Source organism: Tenacibaculum lutimaris (assembly GCF_003610735.1).
GTDB classification, from domain to species: domain Bacteria; phylum Bacteroidota; class Bacteroidia; order Flavobacteriales; family Flavobacteriaceae; genus Polaribacter; species Polaribacter lutimaris.
On record NZ_RAQM01000008.1, the window covers coordinates 85799 to 107633 of the forward strand.

The window sequence follows — 21835 nt, forward strand, 5'->3', positions numbered from 1 at the left end:
GTGTGAATGTTAAAATTTTAACAAACCTTTATCATTATTGCTAGATAAAAATAAACTTTTTCGTTTTTTATTTACGGTAGCTTTTATCAAATTTTGTTGATCTGGAAAGTGCTCTACTAAAATATTATTTTCTATTTTTATTGATTTAGGAAGCGAAACATTTTCAATCTCTAAATAAAAGTAAACGATATCTCCATCATATTCTTTACCAATAAATTTGTATGAGGTTTCTTTGTTGTTGATAATTACTTTAAAATGTTGTTGTAAGTATTTATAAAAGTAATCATCAATATTAACAAGTTGGTTTTTAGATGCTATTTGTAAATTGGTATTATAATCTTTATTAATAGCTAATTCTATATCATCCATAAAAACATTCATAATCATTTGAATACTTTTAGAGTCTTCTTTGTATTCTATTTCAGTTAAGGCAACGTAGTATTTATGCAGTGTAAATGATAGCAACGGAAGTACTAAAAGAATGATAATAACTTTTCTCATGAGGTAGTTTAAAACAATTATTGCGCCAAATTACTGTTTTTTGATAATTTCTAAATAGCCAGTGTGTTCTTTTCTTAAAATTTTAATAACCTCTAACACTTCACGATTTTGATATAGCTTTTCAATACCTAATGGATTACAGTATTCAAGAAAATGATAATAATTATTCACTGGGATTTTTAGTTCGACAAAAAAGAAATCTTCTCCTAATTCACTTAATAATTTAGCAGGTAAATTTTCTTTAAAAGCCAATTCTTTACGGAGCCTTTGTATTTTTTCTGAGTCTTTTATAGGAAATGTATTGGTGGTACCAAGCCCTTCAAAATCTTTAGTAGGATCAACTCTAACTATATTTGGTTTTACATGCAAACTTATATGATCATCAGAAGCGTAATTGTCGTAATTCACTTTAGAGAAATCAGTAGCATTGCTAGCAATTTCTAAATTTTTATCACGTTTTACTTTTCGTAAATCTTTAGAGAGTTCTCCTGATAGTTCATTGTTTCTCAATAAAATTTCATCTAACTCGTAATCTTGTTTTTCTAAAGTAGTTCTTTTTCGATAGGTGTTAAAGTCTTCTTTGGTGAGTACATCAAAAATTGTTTTGTATCCGATAGAGGTATATCTGATTGAATCATTTGGTTTTGCAAAAATTCGATACTCACCATTTTCGTTAGAAAAAGTAGCTTGATTAGTAGAAAAATTAACAATATGAGCGTTTTCTAAAACACCATTTTCATCATAAACAATTCCGAAAAGTGTTTTTCGTTCTTCTTGTGAGAATGCTACTTGTGATAAAAGAAGTAAGGCTATAAAAAATCGCTTCATAATGGTAAGTATTGTAGGTTAGTGCTTACTTATAAAGATACAAAATATTTTAAAATCAATAATTTAAATTCTTATCCACTATTGTTAATTTGGTTTGTAATTTTGTGGGTTTAACTTTTTAAATTCTTCAGATTTTAATTTTAAGAATGAAATCATAGTTATTTCATCAGCTAATAGTGAAGGATTAAAATTATTAGAGTTTTCAATAAAGTAGATGAATCTTGTAAGGTCTTCAGGTATAATTTTTAATTCATGCAGTATATAAACTCGATAATTGTTGCATATATGTTGTATTCTCTTTTCTGTATCCTCAATAGCTTTTTCTTTTTTTAGTTTTTTGAGCCTACCTGATATGGAGTTAATAATATAATCTGTTGAAAAAATAAAACCGAAACCTTCAAGTTTTAAGGGGCGTCCACCCATTCCTGTGTATAAACGTCTTTCAGCGGGAGTTAGAATCCTTGATCCAGCATTAGGGAGTTTTAAGGTTTTAGCATTAATCTCTTTTTCAGTTTTAATATGTTTAGTGTCAGAAGAAATATATCCAAGTAAGTTGTGTTCTTTTATAGTTACTTCATCTAGCTCTATTGTTACTTTTTTAAGTTCAATTTTGTTTTCTTGCATGCCAAAATGTTTTGATTCTACCTTGAAAATTTTAGATTCATAACCAATGAAAGAGATTTGTAAAGAGTCGTTTGGTTTAGCTAAAATCCTAAATTCACCATTATCATTCGTAAAAGTACCTTGTTTGGTATTTAAATTGATTATATGAGCATTGGGTACAGAAGCTATTTCATCATAAATTGAGGCATATAAAAAAGTTCTTCGCTCTTGGGATAGAACTTTAATAGATGAAGTAAAACATAGTATGATTAATAGTTTCTTCATTCTTTTTCATGAATAATGTTTAAATAACTGATACTTTCTTTTCGTAAAACATCAATTACTTTAAAAATATTCCCATCTCTGTATAACTTTTCGATGCCTTTAGAATTACAGTATTCTAAAAAATGTAAGTACTTGTCTTTAGGAATTTTTAATTCCAGAAAGAAGAAGTAGCTACCAAATTCAGAGAGTAGCATTTTAGGGAAATTTTCTTTATAGCTGATTTCTTTTCTTACTTTTCTTTTGTTTTCAGAATATTTATCTTTTCCCAAGCTAACTCCACCACCAATGCCTGCAAATTTAGCTGTCGGATCAGTCGTTTTTCTAGCATTGGGTGCTTTCATTCTATCAATTTCATCAATAGGCATAATAACAGGGGCTTGAAAATTAATCATAGAAAAATCGATAGCCTTTTTAGCTTTATCCATCCCAATATCTTTAGGAATTTGTTTAGCATCTATAGCAATAGAACCTATTAAGTTGTGTTTTTTTACTTCTATTTCATCTAGTTCAATAGCTATTTTTTTAAGTTTTATTTTATGTTCTTCAATTCCAAAATGGGTCGTTTCAACTTTAATGATTTTCGTTTCGTAGCCTACGAATGAGATTTGTAAAGAGTCGTTTGGTTTTGCTAAAATCCTAAATCCTCCATTATCATTAGTAAAAGTACCTTGTTTCGTATTTAAATTGATGATATGCGCATTGGGTACAGATGCTATTTCATCGTGGACAGATGCATATAAGAATTTTCGTTTTTCTTGTGCAGTTATTTGTAAGGTAAGTAATAAAAGTAAAGTGATGGGTAGTTGTTTGATCATGCAATTATTTTTGAGTGAGTCTTATATGTTCATTTTCTAATAGGTAAGGAGAGTGTTTACTGTTTTCAATTAAAACGGAAGTTAATTCAAGAACTTTGTCTTTTCTATACAGATTGATAATACCTTTTGAAATACAACTTTCTAAAAATGAATTAATATGTTCTTCTTTAATTTTTAGTTGTCTTATAAAAAAGCCATCTGTATAATGTTTTCGGATGTTAGCTATGTTTTGATCTTCTACTTTTAGTTTTTTAAGTAATTTTTTCTTTTTATTATTTCCATTAAGGGCATTTACAAGTCCAGAGAGCCCTATAGTTATTCCCGATTCAATTTTTACTGTTTTATCATCTTTGGGTTTTACATTGGCATAGGGGAGTTTTAAGGTCTTTGCATTAACAACCGGAGCATTAGCAAGAATATCTTGATCAATTTCTAAAATATTTTTTTGTTTTTCCAATACCACTTCATCAAGCATATGTGTTTTACTGTCAACATAAATAACTATGTTTTTAGCTTTTATATTTTCTTTACTTACTGTAATTTCCTTGTACTCTAAATTTAGATGAGAAATTAATAAGATGTTATTTTCTTCTGCCAAAATTTCAAATTGCCCGTTTTCGTTAGAAATAGCTCCGAGAGTTAATTTTTTGTTGATGATGTGTACATCTTGCGTAGGAATACTATCAATAAAAACAGTCCCTTTAATAATTTTAGTAGGATTTTGTGCATGAACTACACAAGAAAATATAGTAAAAAAAATAAGTAAAAAGTTTCTCATATCACAAATAAACCACCTACTTGTCTTAAAAATGTTTTAATGACATGGTAAATTTTTGTTAATTTGAAAAACAAAAGCACTAATTGTTCTTTCAAAATTTAGTGCTGATACTAAGAATAATAGCATTTATAACAAATGAAAAAACTTATCGTAGCAAGTACATCTACAGTACACGGAAGTGGATATTTAGCATATATATTACCAACGTTGACAGACTTTTTTAAAGAAGTATCTACAATTTTATTTATTCCGTATGCACGCGCAAGTGGTAAAACGTATGATGAGTATACTGAAATAGCTCGAAATACTTTTGCTACTATTGATAAAGAAGTAGTAGGGATACATGAGTTTGACAATCCGAAGGAAGCTGTTTTACAAGCTGAAGCAATTTTTACAGGAGGAGGTAATACGTTTGAACTGGTAAACCAATTATATAAAAATGATATACTTCCAGATTTAACAACGGCAGTTGAAAATGGAACTCCGTATTTAGGTACCAGTGCAGGTAGTAATATTTGTGGGGTAACTATGATGAATACTAACGATATGCCTATTGTGTATCCGCCAAGTTTTAAAACCTTAGGGTTTATTCCGTTTAACATCAATGCACATTATTTAGATCCGAACCCAGATTCTACGCATATGGGAGAAACTAGAGAAACTCGTATTAAAGAGTATCATATTTTTAACGAAACGTCTGTACTAGGGTTACGTGAAGGTAGTTGGTTAGAAGTTAATGGAAATTCAATTGTATTACGAGGAAATTATACAGCGCGTTTATTTCAACAAAACAAAGAAGCTGTAGAGTTAGAAAGTGATAAAGAAATTAGCCAGTATTTTAACTAAAAACAAGAGGCTTTTAATTGAAAAAATTAAAAGCCTCTTGTTAATATTGTTATTAATCCTTTAAAAGAGCAATTTTTTCATTTACCTTGTCCATAAATTCATGAAGGTATTCGGGAACGTTGTTTTTATCTTGGTCTATTCTCCAACTTTTTACATTACCATTTTCTGAATACTGAATAAATAATCCGCCTCCATCTGTGCAATCTGGACATCCGAAAAAAGTTTCATCCTGGTTCATAAGTTGATTAGGGAAAAAGTTTATTAAGTCTTTTGTTTGCTCAAACTTATTATCATTTAATTGAATGAATTCCATATTGAGTCCACTATAGTCATCAATGGTATCTTCGTAAAGTGAGCTATTAGTTATTTTGAATGTTTCAACACAATCTTCTCCGCCACACATCCCGTAAAAATGACCAAAAACTAGATAATTCTGTTCATTTATATCTGTTTCGTTAAGGTCACTACTACAAGAGAATAAAATTCCGATAACTGATAAAACTAGTATTATTTTTTTCATTTTTTTTGCTTATTTACATATAAGATGTTGTAATATTGATTTGGTTGCGTCAAATTATTTGTTTTTTATACATAAAGAACTTTATTATTATATATGAGTTGGTATATTAATTATTTCTTATTAAATTCAATTGTTTTTTTTAAATGCTTCAATTTCTTTAAGGTAACTTATTCGATCAGATTTCGAGATAGATTTGTCATTATTAATGAGCTCAATCGACCTATTAAAAAACTGAAGTCCCTTTTCATAATCTTTTCGAGTCATATAGATTTCTCCTATCCAACTGAAATAGCTAAAATCTTCAGGGTATTTTTCTATTGCTTTTAATATAATTTCTAGCGTAAAATTTAGTTTTTTATCACCATATATACGATCATAATCATTGTAATATTCTGAGGCAATACTGTTGAAGAATAACTCAGACGGTTCTATTTTTAAATCTAATTCAGTTGAAATTGATGTATATAAATCTTGAAAATCATTCCATGGCACTTTATTTTTCGATGATTTTGCAAGTTTAAAGCAAAGATCTATTCTTCTGCCATAATCTTTGAAAATTTGACTTAACGAATTACTCACTGTAATTCCTGGGGTAAGATCATGAGCAACTTTATGTTTGAAGTATTTCCATTCCAGGTTTTTAGGTAGTTCTTTAGAATTTAAATAGTGATTTAAACTATCTACAGCTGATTCATGTAAGTCTCCGTATGCTTTTTCTCCAACAGAAAAAAAGTAAAAGTATTTATTGGGGCTTGAAGAAATTTTGTTCAAGAAAGTGTCAAACTGTTTTTGCTGCACCTTATCTCCAAAGTCGAAATTGGAAACACTATTTGCTATTGTGCCATTAAAAAAATCAGGTTTCTTTGAAAGAGCATAAGAGGAAAAAATAGCCGTACGTGAATGTCCTATCAATAAATTAAAATTAGAAACAGGGTATTCTATTTTCAATTTATCATTCAACTCTTTACTAATAAACAATATCAAATCATCCGCTTTTCCACCATTTTCATTGGGAACGGTCCATGAAATTCTATTTTTACGAGAAAAAGTAATTCCAACAATAATTGCTTTGGGCATCCATTGTAACGAGCTTAAATAGTCAATAGTTTGTAGATTGTATGTATAGTTATTATGTAGCTGCTTGTCTAGAAGATATATAATAGGATATTTTGTATTTATTTGATTCTTGAACTCTTTAGGTAAGGTTATTTCCAGATTTACAGAATCGTTTAATACTTCTGAATACAAATTTATATTCAAAGGTTTTTCGTAAGAAGTGAATTCTTGAGCCTTTGCATAGTAGTTTATAATCAGTAGTGAAAAAAATATGAAACGTGTTTTCATTTATTGTTTTCTAATATTAAGTCTTCGTTTAATTTGTTATAAAGCATTTTAAGTAACTAATTTAGCAAATACAAACTGAATAGAAAATCCGCGAGGATTTTCAGAAGTAGGCGAGAACAAGCAATTACTTATAGCCAATGTTGGGCATAGTATTTATAAATTATTCAATTCCACATATGCTTCTATTTGTTCATTTCGAGAATGAACTTGCATAGTATAATCTGTTGGCCATTCAGATATTGCCTTTTGTAATATGCTTTTGAATACATCTTCTGGAATATCCAAAGGTTTAAAAGTCTCAATATCCCTTTTCGCTTCTCTTTGTTCTTTTATACAATGTACTCGCATTGTATAATCATTAGGCCATTCCTTTTCACAATAAGATTTTATCTTATCATCATCTTTCTTTGAAGGACTATTATTCTTTTGTACTGTTTGCTTAATTGACGATTTACTTTCTTCAGCAGATGGAAGAAGCTCTTCTAAACAGTGCTTTACTAATAAGTCAATTTTCTCTTGATATACTGCTGGTGATTCACCTGTTATTTCTAATTCAGATTTTAGATCTGATATTAATTGTTGTAATTGAGCGGGTTCACAGCAATTTAAAGCATTAATTCCACTTAAAGGTCCTTTAAGAAGTTCACTCCCAAGCTCACTTGTGATTAAAGGTATCAGAGGTAAAGATGCTCCCCATCTTGCTCCTAATTCAAAAAGTACGTAGGCTGAATTAATACTTTTAGGTGAAATTAAACCTATTAGTATTTTGGAATCGTGTACTTCCTTCTTTAGTGTTTCATCTGTAGATGCACCGGCAGGAAGTCGGTAGCCATTTACACTTGTACATCTAATTTTAGAAGAACTTAAATTAAGAGATGTTTTAAGCAAGTCAATTAGCAGTTTTGCAGTATCTGCATCTTGACTGCTATGGCTAATAAATATATCCATAATCTTTTCAGTTTCTTTTTTACTAACAGTTTTAGAATTCTCTTCCCAAAATAACTTACCCTCTGAAGTTATTTTAGCTGATAATCCATCTTTAGTTCCTATAGCCTCCACGTAGCCATTATTTTCTAATATTTTTGTAATTCCTCTAGCCTCATCATAACTATCTAACTCTATTTGATTGAACTCAAAAATCATTTTGGTATCCCAAAGCCTATTTGTTTTTCGTAGAGAATAGAGTTTAGATAATAAAAATGTGGCCTTTTCATTTGTAGTTAGATTTGACCTTTCTTGCTCGAATGACTTTCCTAAAAATAAGGGGTCACTTAACTCCACTATTTGAACTAAATATTCAATATTTCTAATTCTTTCTTTAATTCTACTATTTAGATTCTTGGTTTTTTGGTTTAGCGGAATTTCCATTCCGATATTGTAACGATTTTCATATCTGATGAGATTTGAAAAATTTAAACCAATGTCTTCTGAAAAGACTGATTCAATGTAGGTGGCACAATTATCTTTGAGTTCGATAAACGAACTTTCTAAATTTTCATATTCAGATGCATTCTTAACATTTTGCTTTGTCAACTTTTCTAGGTCATTCTTATAAGAATCAATTCGCTCTACAAATTCTGAATATTGTATGTTTAACTTCATTTAGTTCATATTATGCCCAACTCGTTATATGCCAAACTTTAGTTGTTTTATCCGGAGAATAGTATGGGATATATAAAGTTTAAGCAATTTTATTTCTGTTTTTATAGCATTAGCAAGATAGAATAAAATTTGTAATTTAAAATAGTTTTTGAGTACAAATCATAAAAAAAAGACCACTTAAAAGTAGTCTTTTTAATTATAGAAGAGTTGGTATATTAATTGTTTCTTGTCTTAGTAAATAAGTCAAATAGGGTGTTTTTAAGTTAAAGGTGAACTCACGCAAGTTTAATGTGTCTTATTAAATTCAATAGGTTTTTTTTGAGAGTACATTTTTAATGATGTAATTTTTCCTTTAACATTATTCATAAATTGGATATCAAATTGAGGGTTAAATAGGTCTTTAAACTCTTTAGTAGGCTTTAAGAAAAATGAATTATAGTTTAAATGTTCCAACTGAAATTTATAGGTAGGTAAAATAGCATATAGTTTATCCTTTTCTTTTACAATTTCTATCTTTCCAAACCCTTTAGCCTCATAAGTACCACAGAATGAATTTAAAGAATGGGTTGGCATTTTATCCTTATTAAATTGCTTATAAGGCAGAGGCTTATATATTTCTTTTACTTTAACAGGATAGTTAGCTCCTGGGGTAATATTAAATAATCTTCTTGTAATAGTGTCCACTATCATATAAGGTAAGAGAGAGTTATCTTGGTTGGTTAAAACCACAATTCCTATGTTTTCAAAAGGAAATAGTGCCAGATCTGAACTAAACCCGTAGGTATTACCTCCGTGTTCAACTCTAAAACGTCCGTAGCTAGATCGTAGACGCCATCCAAAACCTTCTCCGAATAAAAAAGCGTCTTTTTCATAATTTCCTTCGTTACTATTTTGAAGAGTTGTTGCTTTCTTTATATACTCTTTAGGAATGATTTGAGAGTTTTTATATACGCCGTTGTTTAACCAAGTTAATATCCAATTAGACATATCATTTACAGTACTCTTAATAGCACCTGCAGCATTAATGGTGTTAAATTCTTCGAAGGTTACTTTCTCAATTTCTCCTTTATATATACCATAAGGTAAAGAGTAATTAGACGTTTTTTTCATTTTATCTAATATGGTATATGAATTAGTCATTTCTAGTGGAGTAAATATCTTTTCTTTAATATTGGTTTCCCAACTATCTCCTGTAACTTGTTCAATAATTGTTCCTGCAAGGGTGTATGCCATATTACTATAGGTAAAACTATTTTTTACTTCAGCTTCAGGTTTTAAATATTTGAGACGTTGTACCATCTTTAATCTGTTTTTCTCTGGAAAGAATATTTGTGTAGTTCCTTGGTTTCCTATTCCGCTTTTATGGCTTAAAAGGTCTTCAATGGTTATTAAATTGTTCATGGTCTCGTTATAAAACTCAAAATTTGGAAGATAAAATGCTGGTTTGTTTTTTAGAGATACTTGATTTTTAGATGCTAAAATACCTAAAACAGATCCTGTAAATGATTTAGTAACTGAACCAATAGGGAAAAGAGTATTGGTAGTAACAGGTAGTTTATTTTCTAAATCTCTGTAGCCAAATCCTTTTGAGTATATCACTTTGTTATTCTTAACTACAGCCACAGATACCCCGACTGCCTTGTATTTTTTCATCAATTGATTAATCTCACTTTCAATATCCTTTAGTTCTTTTGGTGTTTGTTGACTAAAGCAGAATTGAATAGATATTATTAATATCAGCGTGTTAATAAACTTCATGTTTGTACAGTTTTAATTTGAGGCAAATATGAATTATTACGCGTTTATAAACGTCCGAGTAAAGAAAGTCGGACTCATTTTTATGTAAAAAAGAGTACAATTAAAAGTAATACCAAGTTTAAATCCTTGATTTTCTGTATTGTGTTGGAGTTTGGTTTGTTGCTTTCTTAAAAGTACTATAAAAAGAAGACTTAGAATTAAAACCTACTTCGTATAAGATTTCTAATACCGTAAGGTCTTTTTTAGAAGGGGTTTGTAGCAGTGTTTTTGCATCATTTATACGATACTCATTTATAAAATCAAAAAAATGTTTTCCTAAATGATGATTAATTAATAGCGATAATTCTTTTTCTGGAATCTCGGTTTTAACAGATAGTTTTTGCAAGGTTAATTCAAAATCTAAATACGGTTTTTTATCATTCATAAACGTGATGAGTGTTTCTAAGTACTGGCTTTCAACCTCGCTTTCTTTCGCACTTAATGCCTTAGTTTTCTTTTTTGAAGTAGTACTAAGTGGCTCTAAGTTCATATTTATACCCGTAAAAAGTTGTGGATAGTACAACGCTTTTAACACAAAAAAGATAGTAATAGATAAAACAGAAAAACTTATTAATAGATTAATATTTAAAACGTATTCTTGATAGATAGAGTTGGATAAAAACCATCTTACCAATACAAATGAGTGAGCTATGCAAGAAAATAATGTAATTTGAAAAAGCCATTTATAAACGGCATAATTGGCGTTTGAATAGTTTTCAAGATAGATTGTTTTGTATTTTTTCAAAACTATAAATATGGCAATGATGTAACTAATAAATTGTATTTCACTGACTATTTCATAAAGTAATAAGCTCTGATTAGATGCATCCGTAATATAAAAAATGACTAAAAAAACGATAAATAAGAAGAAATGAATAGCATGCTTTTTTGTAATCTTAAAATTTGAATAACAAGCTGATAATACATAGAGATAGAACAAAGGTAATTGCAGTAGGCTAGAGGCAACTTTTAAATTTTGAATAGCAGGATATTGTAGAGTTTTGTTTGTAAATAAACCTATTAAATCAAATGTAATAACCAGTAAGTAAATACCAAAAATTGTATTTGGCACTTTATTTTTTGTTTTAACAGTAAAAAGAAAAACAGAAAGAAGTATCATCATAAATACAATAATCTTTCCAATACTTTCAATAAGTTCTATTTTACTTTCCAATAGCCTTGTGTTTTTATGAGTAATCTCTCTGTACGCTACAAAAAGCAATATTTATATTTATTGTACAATCGTAGCCAAAGGTGGCTAATATAATAAAAAAGGTAATTAAACAGGTGTTTAAGAAGTAGAGGGTTAGAAAGGAGGAGAGTAGTAGTTTTATATTTATTGTACGTTGACTTTTTATTTAATCGCAACAGCAGTTTTTATCGCTTTTAGCTTTTTCAAAGCATTCTCTTCCTTCTTTAAAGGCAAAGTAAGAAAGTCCAAGTGTTCCAATACTGTCTATGTAAGGAATATTAAACAATTCATAAACTCCGCTACTCACAAGTAAAATTATAGACATATAAACACAGACCATTGTACAATTTGCATCGGCTAAAATTGGTACGGAATTAAGTTGATTACCAACCTTTCTTTTCCAAATTACCAATATCCACATTATTAGGATAGAAATTATAGAAATAACAACACCCCAAAAAGTTGTAAGTGGTTTATGTCCTGTCCAGATATTATAAATACTAGTTACTACAAGTCCAAAAACCAATATATAAAAAGCAATTCCGGTTATTTTTAAAGCTGTTCGCTCAAAATTATCACGTTTACTATTAGGATTTTTTTGAATTCTTACTATCATATGGGCAATTCCAAGTCCTGAAATAACCTCTATAAAACTATCTGATCCAAAACCAAAAAGAGCAAGACTTTCATCTTCAAACCCTAAGTAAGTTGAGATAATTCCTTCTGCAATGTTATAGATTATTGTAAATATTGCAAGTCCAAATGCTATTTTATATAGTTTTTTGTTATCTGCCATAAAAATCTATTTTATTTTGTTTTTTCAAGCTTTTGTACAACTTAACCCTAAACAATATAACGAAAAGATAATTAAATATAGTTTATAAGTGTTTTTAATAGAGGTTAATATAATTTTACTACAAAAAAAGACTGCTTTTAAGGGCAGTCTTTTGTGTTATATATAATGTGTGTTTTTAATCTTCTTCTTGTCTACGTTCACAAGCTAATAAGGTGTTTTTTAATAGCATTGCAATTGTCATAGGTCCTACACCGCCTGGTACAGGCGTAATGTGAGATGCTTTTTCTTTTACCTCATTAAAAGCTACGTCACCAACTAGTCTGAATCCATTCTTCTTAGAAGCATCAGCAACACGTGTAATTCCAACATCAATAATTACCACATCTTCTTTAACCATATCACCTTTTAAAAACTCAGGAATACCAATAGCAGCTACAATAATATCTGCTTTTTGAGTAATTTCTTTTAAGTTTTTAGTTCTACTATGTGTTAAGGTAACGGTAGCGTTTCCTACTTTTCTTTTTTGAGATAATAAAATACTCATCGGACTTCCTACAATATGACTACGTCCAATTACTACTACATCTTTACCAGAAGTTTCAATATTATAACGATCTAATAATTCTAAAATTCCGAAAGGAGTAGCCGAGATAAAGGTTGGAAGATTTAAGGTCATTTTACCAACGTTCATTGGGTGAAAACCATCTACATCTTTATCAGGATTAATTGCCATTAAAACTTTTTGCTCGTCAATATGATCGGGTAGAGGAAGTTGTACGATAAAACCATCAATATCTTTATCGATATTTAAAATAGCAATTTCGTTTAATAATTCTTCTTCAGTAGTTTCTTCAGGAAGACGAATTAAAGTAGATTCAAATCCAACATGCTCACAAGCTTTAACTTTTGCATTTACATAAGTTAAACTAGCACCATCGCTACCAACAATAACAGCTGCTAGGTGAGGAGTTTTCTTGTCATTTGCTTTTAATTCTGCTACTTCTAAAGCAATTTCTTCTTTAATGTCTGCTGATGTTTTTTTACCGTCTAGTAAAATCATTTTTAGTGTGTTGTTGTGTTATTTAGTGTGTTGTTGTTAGTCTAAAAAAGAAAAAAGAGAAGCCGACAAAACTTCTCTTCTAAATATTATCTCATGCCTTTCATCATTTGCATCATTTTTCTTCCGCCACCACCTTGCATCATCTTCATCATCTTGCTCATTTGGTCGAATTGTTTCATCAGCTGATTTACTTCTTGAACCGAAGTACCCGATCCTTTCGCAATCCTTTTTTTACGACTCGCATTAATCATAGAAGGTGTACTTCTTTCAGCAGGAGTCATAGAGTGTATAATAGCCTCAATTCCTTTAAATGCGTCATCATCAATATCAACATCTTTTAAGGCTTTACCCGCACCAGGAATCATTCCAACTAAATCTTTCATGCTACCCATCTTTTTGATTTGATTGATTTGATTTAAGAAATCATCAAAACCAAACTGATTTTTAGCAATCTTCTTTTGTAGTTTTCTAGCTTCTTCTTCGTCGTATTGTTCTTGGGCACGTTCTACTAACGAAACAACGTCTCCCATTCCTAAAATACGATCAGCCATACGACTTGGGTGGAATACATCAATCGCATCCATTTTTTCACCCGTACCGATAAATTTGATTGGTTTATCTACTACCGATTTAATCGATAAAGCAGCTCCACCACGTGTATCACCATCTAATTTGGTTAATACAACTCCGTCAAAATTTAATACGTCGTTAAAAGCTTTGGCTGTATTTACCGCATCTTGACCTGTCATAGAGTCAACTACGAATAAAGTTTCTTGTGGGCTTACCGCTTTGTGGATGTTAGAAATTTCCGTCATCATTTCTTCATCAACAGCTAAACGACCTGCGGTATCAATAATCACCACATTTTTACTGTTAGCTTTTGCATGCTTAATAGCATTTAAAGAAATTTCAACAGGATTTTGATTTCCTTCTTCTGCATATACCTCTACACCAATTTGTTCACCAACTACACGTAGCTGATTAATTGCCGCAGGACGATATACATCACACCCAACTAATAAAACCTGTTTTGATTTTTTAGTTTTAAGGTAGTTAGCTAATTTACCAGAAAAGGTTGTTTTACCTGAACCTTGTAAACCAGACATTAAAATAACTGTTGGCGAACCACCTAAGTTAATACCTACTGTATCACCACCCATTAATTCGGTTAACTCGTCTTTAACAAGTTTAACCATTAATTGTCCAGGGTTTAATGTAGTTAATACATCTTGACCTAAGGCTTTCTTTTGTACAGTTTTGGTAAACTCTTTTGCTATTTTAAAGTTAACATCGGCATCTAATAAAGCTCTACGAACTTCTTTTAGCGTTTCTGCAACGTTAACTTCGGTAATTTTTCCGTGTCCTTTTAGCGTATGTAACGCCTTATCTAACTTTTCGCTTAAATTATTAAACATGTATCGGCTTCATTTTTTAGAGGCACAAATTTAGTTATTAGTTGTTAGTTTTTAGCAATTTGTTGATAGAAATTTTTGGTAAAACCTTACTATTTATGATTGACTTTAATTATAAGTAGAGAATTAAAGAGTAAAACGTTTTTTTAAACTATAAATCATCCGTAAAATGTTTACGTGTTTTTCTTCAGATGCCAATAATTAAGAACAGTCTCTATTTCTTAATTCTAAAGAGTAAAAGTAAAGCGGTTTTGTATCTAAAATCTTATTTCTTTGGAATAAATTCTAAAGCAACCCCATTAATACAATGACGTTTACCGGTGGTTTCTTTTGGTCCATCATCAAAAGAGTGACCTAAATGTCCACCACAATTAGCACATTTTAATTCTGTTCGTGCATATCCAAGTTTATAGTCGGTGTCTATCTCTACATTTCCTAAAATAGCTCTATCAAAAGATGGCCAACCACTACCTGAGTCGTATTTATTTTCAGATTTATAAAGCGGAGTTTTACAAGCAGCGCACACATACATTCCTTTTTTATGATTAAAGTTTAAAGGGCTAGAATTAGGACGCTCAGTACCTGATTCTCTTAGCACAAAATACTGTTGTGGTGTGAGTAACTTTTTCCATTCACTATTCGGTTTATTGATTTTATATTTTTTATGTTTCTGAGCGTTTGCAGAATATGATAAGAATAAAGTTAGCACGAATAGAAATATTATTTTTTTCATGATGGTTGTATAATAAAATCGACAATTTTAGAAGCTACTTTTGCATCACGAAGAATTTTGGTGTGCCCTAATCCTTCAGTAATTAAAAGTGTTCCGTTCTGTAAGTTTTGACGAATTTCTATAGCACAACTTACATCCACATCGCTATCAAAAGAATCATGAACGACTAAAGTAGGAATATCTACATTTTTAGCTTTCACACTCGATGAGTGTAAATCGATATTACGTTGCCATTTTTTATCAAAAAAATGTTTCATTTTGTGGGCTATAACTGGTTTTACTTGCAAATTCTTTGTAAAGTTTAAAATAACATCTGATATTTTATCTGCTGCTCCCACGGTAACCAATTTGTTTACAGTAAAACCTTCTGAAAATGCATTATACAAGCATACACCACCAAAGGAATGACCAATAGCTGCTTCAAAAGGTCCATATTGCTTGTCAATTTCAGCAATGGTTTCTAGAAAATCTGGCATTTCCGTTGTTTTTCCTGTAGATTTTCCATGTGCAGGACCGTCAAAAGAAATAACCATGTAGCCTTTTTCTAGTAACTTATCAGCAATCATATATAATTGTGTGCTTCTTCCAGCCCAACCATGTACCCACAATACTTTTTTAGCTGAGTATCCGTAAGATAATATTTGAATGTCTCTTGAAATAGCAGGAATATTTATAGTTTTAGTCTGAGCACTTTCTAACATTACTTTTTCTCTTTTGGGTATCGGAAAGCTAACAGGAGTTGTAAATAATTTTACTCCAAATTTTGTAGCTAAATTGTTAGAAATAGACTGTAAAACTTTAGCGGATAAAATAATTGGTTTTGGAATTTTAATACTAGGTAAAGCGTTTTTTGAATGTATAAAATTCATGAATTAGTTTTTTAGATAAAGATAGAATTTGTAGCTTTAAACTCATAATTTATTGCCAGTTTTGTGACAAATAAATTAATTTCGTGTCACAAAATATACAACCAAGAACATAGAACTTTAAACTATTAAACAATGAAAAAAATTATAGGTCTAACACTATTAGCTATTTTTTTAGCGGAATGTAGTACTGTACCAATTACAGGAAGAAAAAGATTAAACTTTGTAAATGATGCTGAAATACTACCAGCGAGTTTTGCACAGTATCAAACTTTTTTAAAGGAAAATAAATTGTCGACTAATACTAAACAAACGAATCAAATAAAACGTGTAGGGAAAAATATTTCTGAAGCGGTTGATCGTTTTTTAAGGGCTAATGGTAAGTCAGCTGAAGCTGATGCCTATAAATGGGAATTTAATTTAGTAGAAGATAAAACAGTTAATGCTTGGTGTTTACCTGGAGGTAAAGTAGTTTTTTATACAGGTATTATGCCTATTTGTGCTAATGAAGATGGAGTAGCTGCAGTAATGGGACATGAAGTAGCTCACGCATTTGCGAAACACGGACAAGAACGTATGTCTACAGGACAATTACAACAATTAGGAGGAGTAGCTTTAGCATTAAGTACTCAAAATAGTAAAAATGCTGAAATGTGGAATATGGCTTACGGATTAGGAACGCAAGTAGGAGTTATGTTGCCATTTAGTAGAGAACATGAAACCGAAGCAGATAAATTAGGTTTAGTTTTTATGATCATGGCAGGGTATAAAGGAGAAGAAGCTGCTGAAGTATGGGTACGAATGAGTGAAAGGTCTGGAGGTGGAGCACCACCAGAGTTTATGAGTACACACCCATCTAACCAAACGCGTATTCAGACATTAAGAAACTTTTTACCAGAAGCTAAAAAGTTAGCGGTAAAATACAATGTGGCTCCGACTAAGTAAGATTGATAAATTATAGTATATTGCGAACCGTTCATTAAAAAATGAGCGGTTTTTTATTATAAGAATATGTATAAAATAGGCGATAAGAAGTTAATTAATGGATGGGCATTTTACGATTGGGCCAATTCAGTATATTCATTAGTAATTAGTACAGCTGTTTTTCCGTTGTATTACAGCGGAATAACGGAAGGTAAAATTGTAAGCTTTTTGGGTATGGATTGGGAGCATCCAGATAGTTTATATAGCTATGCTTTATCGTTTTCTTTTTTAGTAGTAGCTTTTATTTCTCCAATTTTATCAGGTATTGCAGATTATACGGGAAGTAAGAAAAAGTTTATGAAGTTTTTCTGTACACTAGGATCATTATCGGTAATGAGTTTGTACTTTTTTGATGGAATAGACACTGTGTGGATTGGAATCTTATTTACTGTTTTAGCAAGTATAGGTTTTTGGGCAAGTTTGGTATTTTATAATGCTTATTTACCAGAGGTAGCTCATCCAGAACAGCAAGATAGAGCCAGTGCCAAAGGTTTTGTATATGGGTATATTGGTTCTGTTATTTTGCTACTAATAAATTTAGCTATGATTATGTTTCCTGAAACTTTAGGTATTAGTGCAGGAATGGCGTCTAGAATTTCATTTGTTATGGTAGGTTTATGGTGGTTAGGATTTGCTCAAGTTACTTTTAAACGTTTACCAGGTAATGTATACAACAAAAAACCTGAAAAAGACTATATATGGAAAGGGTACAGAGAGTTACAAATAGTAATTAAAGAGCTATTAAATTACCCAACCTTAAAACGCTTTTTAATTTCTTTCTTCTTATTGAGTATTAGTGTACAAACTATTATTTTAATGGCAGCTATTTTTGGTTCATCAGAATTAGGGTTGTCTTCTACGAGTTTAATTATTACCATTTTATTGGTGCAAATTGTTGCAATTTTAGGAGCTGTTTTATTTTCAAGGTTTTCAGAAAAATGGGGAAATATAACTGCTTTAAAAGTAACGATTGCAGTGTGGATGTTAGTTTGTTTTTGTGCTTTTTCTTTAGATAAATCTCAAGAGTATGTTGATATCTATTTTTATGGGTTAGGAGGTTTATTAGGGTTGGTACAAGGAGCTATTCAAACCTTAACACGTTCTACGTATTCAAAATTATTACCAGAAACAGAAGATCATGCCACGTATTTTAGTTTTTATGATGTTACCGAAAAAATAGCAATTGTTTTAGGAACAGCTGTATATGGAGCATTAAATGCAATTACAGGTTCTATGCAGTGGAGTGTGTTGTGTTTAGCTATTTTCTTTTTAGCTTCGTTTATTATTTTAAGCACACTTAAAAAGACAAAATATGTAGTATAAAATTGTGCAATATTAGCTACACAAATAATACTTAAAACTATTTTAAAATAAGTTTAAGGGTTTTTTGGGCTATCGCACTGCGATTAAAAAGGTGCAGGAGCAATAAAGCTTACTTGTTCTTTTGAAGTAGGGTGTACAAACGTAATTTTTTCAGCATGTAAATACAACCTATCTGCTTTCTTTCCGTATAAATCATCTCCAACAATAGCTGTGTTTAAACCTAAATGATGAGCTGCATGAACTCGTAATTGATGTGTACGTCCTGTTACAGGATAAAAGTACACTTTGGTTTTATTGTCTAAAGTTTCTATAGTTTCCCATTTAGTGAGTGCTTTTTTTCCATGTTTATAACAAACAAGCTGTTTAGGACGATCATTTAGGTCTACTCTAAGTGGTAACTCAATAATCCCTTTTTTATCTTTTAAAACACCTTCTAATAAAGCTACGTAGCGTTTCTGTACAGTTTTATTAATGAATTGTGCCTGTAAAGCTTTATAAGTGTCTTCATTTTTTGCTATTAATAGTATTCCAGAGGTTGACATATCTAAACGATGTACAACTAACGGACCTGTAGCTTTTGGATATAATTTTTGAATACGACTAAAAACAGAATCTTTAATTTCTTTACCAACAACTGACAATAATTCATGGGGTTTGTTGATTACTAATAAATCTGCATCTTCATGAATAATAGTAATTTCTTTTTCTTCTTTTAATTGCGCCACTAATGGGTTTTCTTCTACAGTTACTCCTTGTAACATGTGTGTTAAAATAGGTTTACATTTACCAGTACAAGCAGGGTAGTAGTTTAGATGTTTTCTTATAGAGGTTTGCAAAGGCTTACCCCACCAAAACTCGGCCATACAAATAGGTTTTAGTTGATGTTTGTATGCATATTGAAGTAATTTAGGAGCGCAACAATCACCAGCACCAGCAGGAATATTTTGTGTAGAGTCAGTAAAAATATCTAATAAGTTTTTAGTTTCTCCTCGATAATTAAGAAAAGCATACTTTTTAAATATTTCTTGTTGAGCCCAGGCTGAAATATTTGCTCGTTTCTGCTTTAACTCCTCAATTTGCTGCTGTTTTGTGTCGTATACTTTTTTTAAAGGAGCTATTTTATCGTTTAAATACACTTCATATTCACGTAAGTAAAACTCTTCGTTAATATTTAACTGGTTGTTTTGTTTTGCTAATTCTTTTCTAAGTTTTCTACGTTGTTTAATTTTAGACTGCTCTTTTGTTAAAAGGTTGTCGTGTAGTTGTTGTGTTTCTTGATATACTTTTTTTATTTCAATAAAATCAGAAGCGTTTTCTAAGCTTACTATTTTATGAGTTAATTCATTGAGCTGTTCTTCTGTTTTAATATAAAATTCATTTGCATCTAACACATCAAATATTGGCGGAACAAAATATTTATGTTGTGTACTTTCAGCTAGTTTTCCTGAAAAAGCGGCTACATATCCTAAATTTCCATCTTGTTGCTCTATAACTAATACTCCAAACATTTTTCCAAGCGCTTTTACATCCTCAGGTTTTTTGATTCCGAAGTTGTGAGAAAAATCGGTTTGGTTTACTAAATACTCTTGTAATTCTTTAGTAGCTATTTGAGCTAAGGTGTGAGGTGAATAATTATAAGGATAATCGAATTTTTTAGGTAATTCAATAGTTGAAATATCCGAAGAAAAAGAAATAATTTTACTCATCTTAAAAAAGAAAAAGTGTTGCTCTCACAACACTTTAAACAATTAATCTCTATAAATCTTGTCGTATAAGTCTTTATACATTTCTTTGATAATATTTCGTTTCATTTTCATGGTAGGGGTAAGCTGTCCTCCGTCAATAGACCATTCTTCTTCGGTTAATTCAAACTTTTTAATAGTTTCCCATTTACCAAACTTAGTATTTGCATAGTCAACTTCTTCTTGAATACGTTCTATTACTTTAGGGTTGTTTACCAAGTCTTTGTTATCTCCTACGGTAACGTTATGTCTTTGTGCCCATTCACGCACAAACTCAAAGTTTGGTTGAATAAAAGCAGCAGCCATTTTTTCGCCTTCACCAATAACCATTACTTGCTCAATAAAACGAGATTGTTTTAATTGACCTTCTAACAATGGTGGAATAATATACTTACCACCTGAGGTTTTAAACATTTCTTTAGTACGTCCAGTTATTTTTAAGAAACCATCTTCACTTAATTCACCTTTATCACCTGTATGGAAATATCCGTTTTGTAATGCTTCAGCGGTTTTCTCTAGATCTTTGTAATACCCTTGCATTACGTTTGGTCCTTTTACTAGGATTTCTCCATTATCGGCTATTTTAACCTCAACACCATCAATTAATCTACCTACAGTTCCTAATCTAAAACCTCCATCACGCATATCGTTTACAGCAATTACAGGAGAAGTTTCAGTAAGACCGTAACCTTCCATTACTGGCATTCCAGCAGCAGTAAATACTCTAGTTAAACGTGGTTGCAATGCAGCAGAACCAGAAACCATTATTTTTAACTCTCCACCTAAGGCAGCTTGCCATTTAGAGAAAATAAGTTTTTTAGCAATGCTTAGTTTCTTTTCATACCACCATCCGTTAGCTCCATAAGGTTCATATTGTAAACCTAATTCTATAGCCCAAAAGAACAATTTCTTTTTAATTCCAGTTAAGTCAGCTCCCTTGGCATAAATCTTATCGTAGATTTTTTCATACAACCTTGGAACAGCAGTCATAACATTTGGTTTGATTTCTTGAGCATTTTCACTCAATTTATCAATAGCCTCTGCAAAGTAGATAGAAATACCACAGTATTGATATAAATACAAAATCATACGTTCAAATATGTGGCAAACAGGTAAGAAACTTAAAGCTCTACCTTGGCCATATTCTAAAGGAACACGTTTTTCACTACTTAGTACATTTGAAACTACATTTTTATGACTTAGCATAACTCCTTTAGGACGACCTGTTGTTCCTGAAGTATAAATTAAAGTTGCTAAATCATCTGTCTTAATAGCATCTTTACGTTCTTCAACTTCATTTTGATTGCTATTATCTTCACCTAAGGCTAAAACTTCTTGCCAGCTTTTTTCTCCTTTAATATCGTCAAAAGTAAAAACTTCTTTCAGCTTAGTATTCGCTTTTATTTGATTTAGCTTTTCTAAAATTGTATCATCAGAAACAAAACAATAAGTAGCTTCAGAGTGGTTTAGAATATATTCGTAGTCTTCTTTAGAAATGGTAGGATAAATAGGGACATTTTGTGCTCCTGTTTGTAATACACCTATATCACAAATATTCCATTCAGTTCTATTATTAGTTGAAATTACAGCGATTTTATCATTAGGTTGTACTCCTAGTCGCAATAAACCTCTACTTATAGCGTTAGCTTTATTAATATACTCTTCTGTAGATATTGATTGCCATTTACCGTTATATTTTGTGGTAAAAGCGTTATCTAAATTGTAATTTTCTTGTTGATAATAAGGGAAATCAAAAAGACGCGTAATTTCAATCGACATATGTTCAAATTTTTGGGCTCTGCAAAGTA

General features: G+C 30.7%; 20 protein-coding genes. 3 read left to right on the top strand and 17 right to left on the bottom strand.

Features of this window, described 5'->3' with window-relative positions; all coding sequences use genetic code 11:
• Positions 1–9 precede the first annotated feature (9 nt).
• The 5 genes from C8N26_RS06775 to C8N26_RS06795 form a co-directional block, all read right to left on the bottom strand.
• Positions 10–501, bottom strand: a complete 492-nt coding sequence (locus C8N26_RS06775) for a DUF6702 family protein (protein ID WP_120186626.1) — start codon at positions 499–501, stop codon at positions 10–12.
• Positions 502–531: 30 nt separating this feature from the next.
• Entirely contained in the window at positions 532–1329 is a 798-nt protein-coding gene (locus C8N26_RS06780; protein ID WP_120186628.1) for a peptidase associated/transthyretin-like domain-containing protein, read from the bottom strand.
• A gap of 84 nt (positions 1330–1413) precedes the next feature.
• A complete protein-coding gene (locus tag C8N26_RS06785; protein WP_120186630.1) occupies positions 1414–2217 on the bottom strand; it encodes a carboxypeptidase-like regulatory domain-containing protein in 804 nt (267 codons plus the stop codon).
• Positions 2214–3032: a carboxypeptidase-like regulatory domain-containing protein gene (locus tag C8N26_RS06790; protein ID WP_120186632.1), complete on the bottom strand. Its 819-nt coding sequence runs from the start codon at positions 3030–3032 to the stop codon at positions 2214–2216. The genes C8N26_RS06785 and C8N26_RS06790 overlap by 4 nt, the downstream gene beginning before the upstream one ends.
• A 4-nt stretch (positions 3033–3036) precedes the next feature.
• On the bottom strand, positions 3037–3810 hold the full coding sequence (locus C8N26_RS06795; RefSeq protein ID WP_120186634.1) for a carboxypeptidase-like regulatory domain-containing protein: 774 nt from the start codon (positions 3808–3810) through the stop codon (positions 3037–3039).
• Between the two features lie 135 nt (positions 3811–3945).
• Between C8N26_RS06795 and pepE the strand changes: the two genes are divergently transcribed.
• Complete coding sequence (pepE, locus tag C8N26_RS06800) at positions 3946–4656, top strand: dipeptidase PepE (protein ID WP_120186636.1); 711 nt, start codon at positions 3946–3948, stop codon at positions 4654–4656.
• A 52-nt stretch (positions 4657–4708) separates the two neighbouring features.
• On the opposite strand, the gene C8N26_RS06805 is transcribed toward pepE, so the two are convergent.
• The 10 genes from C8N26_RS06805 to C8N26_RS06850 form a co-directional block, all read right to left on the bottom strand.
• On the bottom strand, positions 4709–5176 hold the full coding sequence (locus C8N26_RS06805; protein ID WP_120186638.1) for a hypothetical protein: 468 nt from the start codon (positions 5174–5176) through the stop codon (positions 4709–4711).
• A 126-nt stretch (positions 5177–5302) separates the two neighbouring features.
• Positions 5303–6520 (bottom strand): alpha/beta hydrolase-fold protein, encoded by a 1218-nt coding sequence (locus C8N26_RS06810; RefSeq protein WP_120186640.1) that lies wholly within the window; start codon positions 6518–6520, stop codon positions 5303–5305.
• Positions 6521–6673: 153 nt separating this feature from the next.
• Positions 6674–8122 carry a toll/interleukin-1 receptor domain-containing protein gene (locus C8N26_RS06815; RefSeq protein ID WP_120186642.1) on the bottom strand — a complete coding sequence of 483 codons (1449 nt, stop codon included), beginning with the start codon at positions 8120–8122 and terminating at the stop codon, positions 6674–6676.
• Between the two features lie 285 nt (positions 8123–8407).
• Entirely contained in the window at positions 8408–9880 is a 1473-nt protein-coding gene (locus C8N26_RS06820) for a serine hydrolase (RefSeq protein ID WP_120186644.1), read from the bottom strand.
• A 118-nt stretch (positions 9881–9998) separates the two neighbouring features.
• Positions 9999–11093, bottom strand: a complete 1095-nt coding sequence (locus tag C8N26_RS06825; RefSeq protein WP_147418489.1) for a helix-turn-helix domain-containing protein — start codon at positions 11091–11093, stop codon at positions 9999–10001.
• A 184-nt stretch (positions 11094–11277) separates the two neighbouring features.
• Positions 11278–11907 carry a cation transporter gene (locus C8N26_RS06830; protein WP_120186648.1) on the bottom strand — a complete coding sequence of 210 codons (630 nt, stop codon included), beginning with the start codon at positions 11905–11907 and terminating at the stop codon, positions 11278–11280.
• A 175-nt stretch (positions 11908–12082) separates the two neighbouring features.
• On the bottom strand, positions 12083–12967 hold the full coding sequence (gene folD / locus C8N26_RS06835; protein ID WP_120186649.1) for a bifunctional methylenetetrahydrofolate dehydrogenase/methenyltetrahydrofolate cyclohydrolase FolD: 885 nt from the start codon (positions 12965–12967) through the stop codon (positions 12083–12085).
• Positions 12968–13053: 86 nt separating this feature from the next.
• Entirely contained in the window at positions 13054–14382 is a 1329-nt protein-coding gene (gene ffh, locus C8N26_RS06840; protein WP_028892076.1) for a signal recognition particle protein, read from the bottom strand.
• Between the two features lie 262 nt (positions 14383–14644).
• Positions 14645–15112: a peptide-methionine (R)-S-oxide reductase MsrB gene (msrB, locus tag C8N26_RS06845; RefSeq protein WP_120186651.1), complete on the bottom strand. Its 468-nt coding sequence runs from the start codon at positions 15110–15112 to the stop codon at positions 14645–14647.
• Positions 15109–15981 carry an alpha/beta hydrolase gene (locus tag C8N26_RS06850; RefSeq protein ID WP_120186653.1) on the bottom strand — a complete coding sequence of 291 codons (873 nt, stop codon included), beginning with the start codon at positions 15979–15981 and terminating at the stop codon, positions 15109–15111. The genes msrB and C8N26_RS06850 overlap by 4 nt, the downstream gene beginning before the upstream one ends.
• A gap of 132 nt (positions 15982–16113) precedes the next feature.
• On the opposite strand from C8N26_RS06850, the gene C8N26_RS06855 reads away from it, so the two are divergent.
• Both C8N26_RS06855 and C8N26_RS06860 read left to right on the top strand, forming a co-directional pair.
• Positions 16114–16923, top strand: a complete 810-nt coding sequence (locus tag C8N26_RS06855) for a M48 family metallopeptidase (protein WP_028892073.1) — start codon at positions 16114–16116, stop codon at positions 16921–16923.
• 66 nt (positions 16924–16989) lie between these two features.
• Positions 16990–18285: an MFS transporter gene (locus tag C8N26_RS06860; RefSeq protein ID WP_120186655.1), complete on the top strand. Its 1296-nt coding sequence runs from the start codon at positions 16990–16992 to the stop codon at positions 18283–18285.
• Positions 18286–18368: 83 nt separating this feature from the next.
• On the opposite strand, the gene C8N26_RS06865 is transcribed toward C8N26_RS06860, so the two are convergent.
• The gene (locus tag C8N26_RS06865; protein ID WP_120186657.1) at positions 18369–19991 is read right to left on the bottom strand and encodes a pseudouridine synthase; all 1623 of its coding nucleotides are present in this window, start codon (positions 19989–19991) and stop codon (positions 18369–18371) included.
• Between the two features lie 42 nt (positions 19992–20033).
• On the bottom strand, positions 20034–21806 hold the full coding sequence (locus C8N26_RS06870) for an AMP-dependent synthetase/ligase (protein ID WP_120186659.1): 1773 nt from the start codon (positions 21804–21806) through the stop codon (positions 20034–20036).
• Positions 21807–21835: the final 29 nt, after the last annotated feature.

Coding starts and splice junctions, on each gene's coding strand:
- C8N26_RS06775 (WP_120186626.1), bottom strand. CDS start 501: ATGAGAAAAGTTATTATCATTCTTTTAGTACTTCCGTTGCTATCATTT.
- C8N26_RS06780 (WP_120186628.1), bottom strand. CDS start 1,329: ATGAAGCGATTTTTTATAGCCTTACTTCTTTTATCACAAGTAGCATTC.
- C8N26_RS06785 (WP_120186630.1), bottom strand. CDS start 2,217: ATGAAGAAACTATTAATCATACTATGTTTTACTTCATCTATTAAAGTT.
- C8N26_RS06790 (WP_120186632.1), bottom strand. CDS start 3,032: ATGATCAAACAACTACCCATCACTTTACTTTTATTACTTACCTTACAA.
- C8N26_RS06795 (WP_120186634.1), bottom strand. CDS start 3,810: ATGAGAAACTTTTTACTTATTTTTTTTACTATATTTTCTTGTGTAGTT.
- pepE (WP_120186636.1), top strand. CDS start 3,946: ATGAAAAAACTTATCGTAGCAAGTACATCTACAGTACACGGAAGTGGA.
- C8N26_RS06805 (WP_120186638.1), bottom strand. CDS start 5,176: ATGAAAAAAATAATACTAGTTTTATCAGTTATCGGAATTTTATTCTCT.
- C8N26_RS06810 (WP_120186640.1), bottom strand. CDS start 6,520: ATGAAAACACGTTTCATATTTTTTTCACTACTGATTATAAACTACTAT.
- C8N26_RS06815 (WP_120186642.1), bottom strand. CDS start 8,122: ATGAAGTTAAACATACAATATTCAGAATTTGTAGAGCGAATTGATTCT.
- C8N26_RS06820 (WP_120186644.1), bottom strand. CDS start 9,880: ATGAAGTTTATTAACACGCTGATATTAATAATATCTATTCAATTCTGC.
- C8N26_RS06830 (WP_120186648.1), bottom strand. CDS start 11,907: ATGGCAGATAACAAAAAACTATATAAAATAGCATTTGGACTTGCAATA.
- folD (WP_120186649.1), bottom strand. CDS start 12,967: ATGATTTTACTAGACGGTAAAAAAACATCAGCAGACATTAAAGAAGAA.
- ffh (WP_028892076.1), bottom strand. CDS start 14,382: ATGTTTAATAATTTAAGCGAAAAGTTAGATAAGGCGTTACATACGCTA.
- msrB (WP_120186651.1), bottom strand. CDS start 15,112: ATGAAAAAAATAATATTTCTATTCGTGCTAACTTTATTCTTATCATAT.
- C8N26_RS06850 (WP_120186653.1), bottom strand. CDS start 15,981: ATGAATTTTATACATTCAAAAAACGCTTTACCTAGTATTAAAATTCCA.
- C8N26_RS06855 (WP_028892073.1), top strand. CDS start 16,114: ATGAAAAAAATTATAGGTCTAACACTATTAGCTATTTTTTTAGCGGAA.
- C8N26_RS06860 (WP_120186655.1), top strand. CDS start 16,990: ATGTATAAAATAGGCGATAAGAAGTTAATTAATGGATGGGCATTTTAC.
- C8N26_RS06865 (WP_120186657.1), bottom strand. CDS start 19,991: ATGAGTAAAATTATTTCTTTTTCTTCGGATATTTCAACTATTGAATTA.
- C8N26_RS06870 (WP_120186659.1), bottom strand. CDS start 21,806: ATGTCGATTGAAATTACGCGTCTTTTTGATTTCCCTTATTATCAACAA.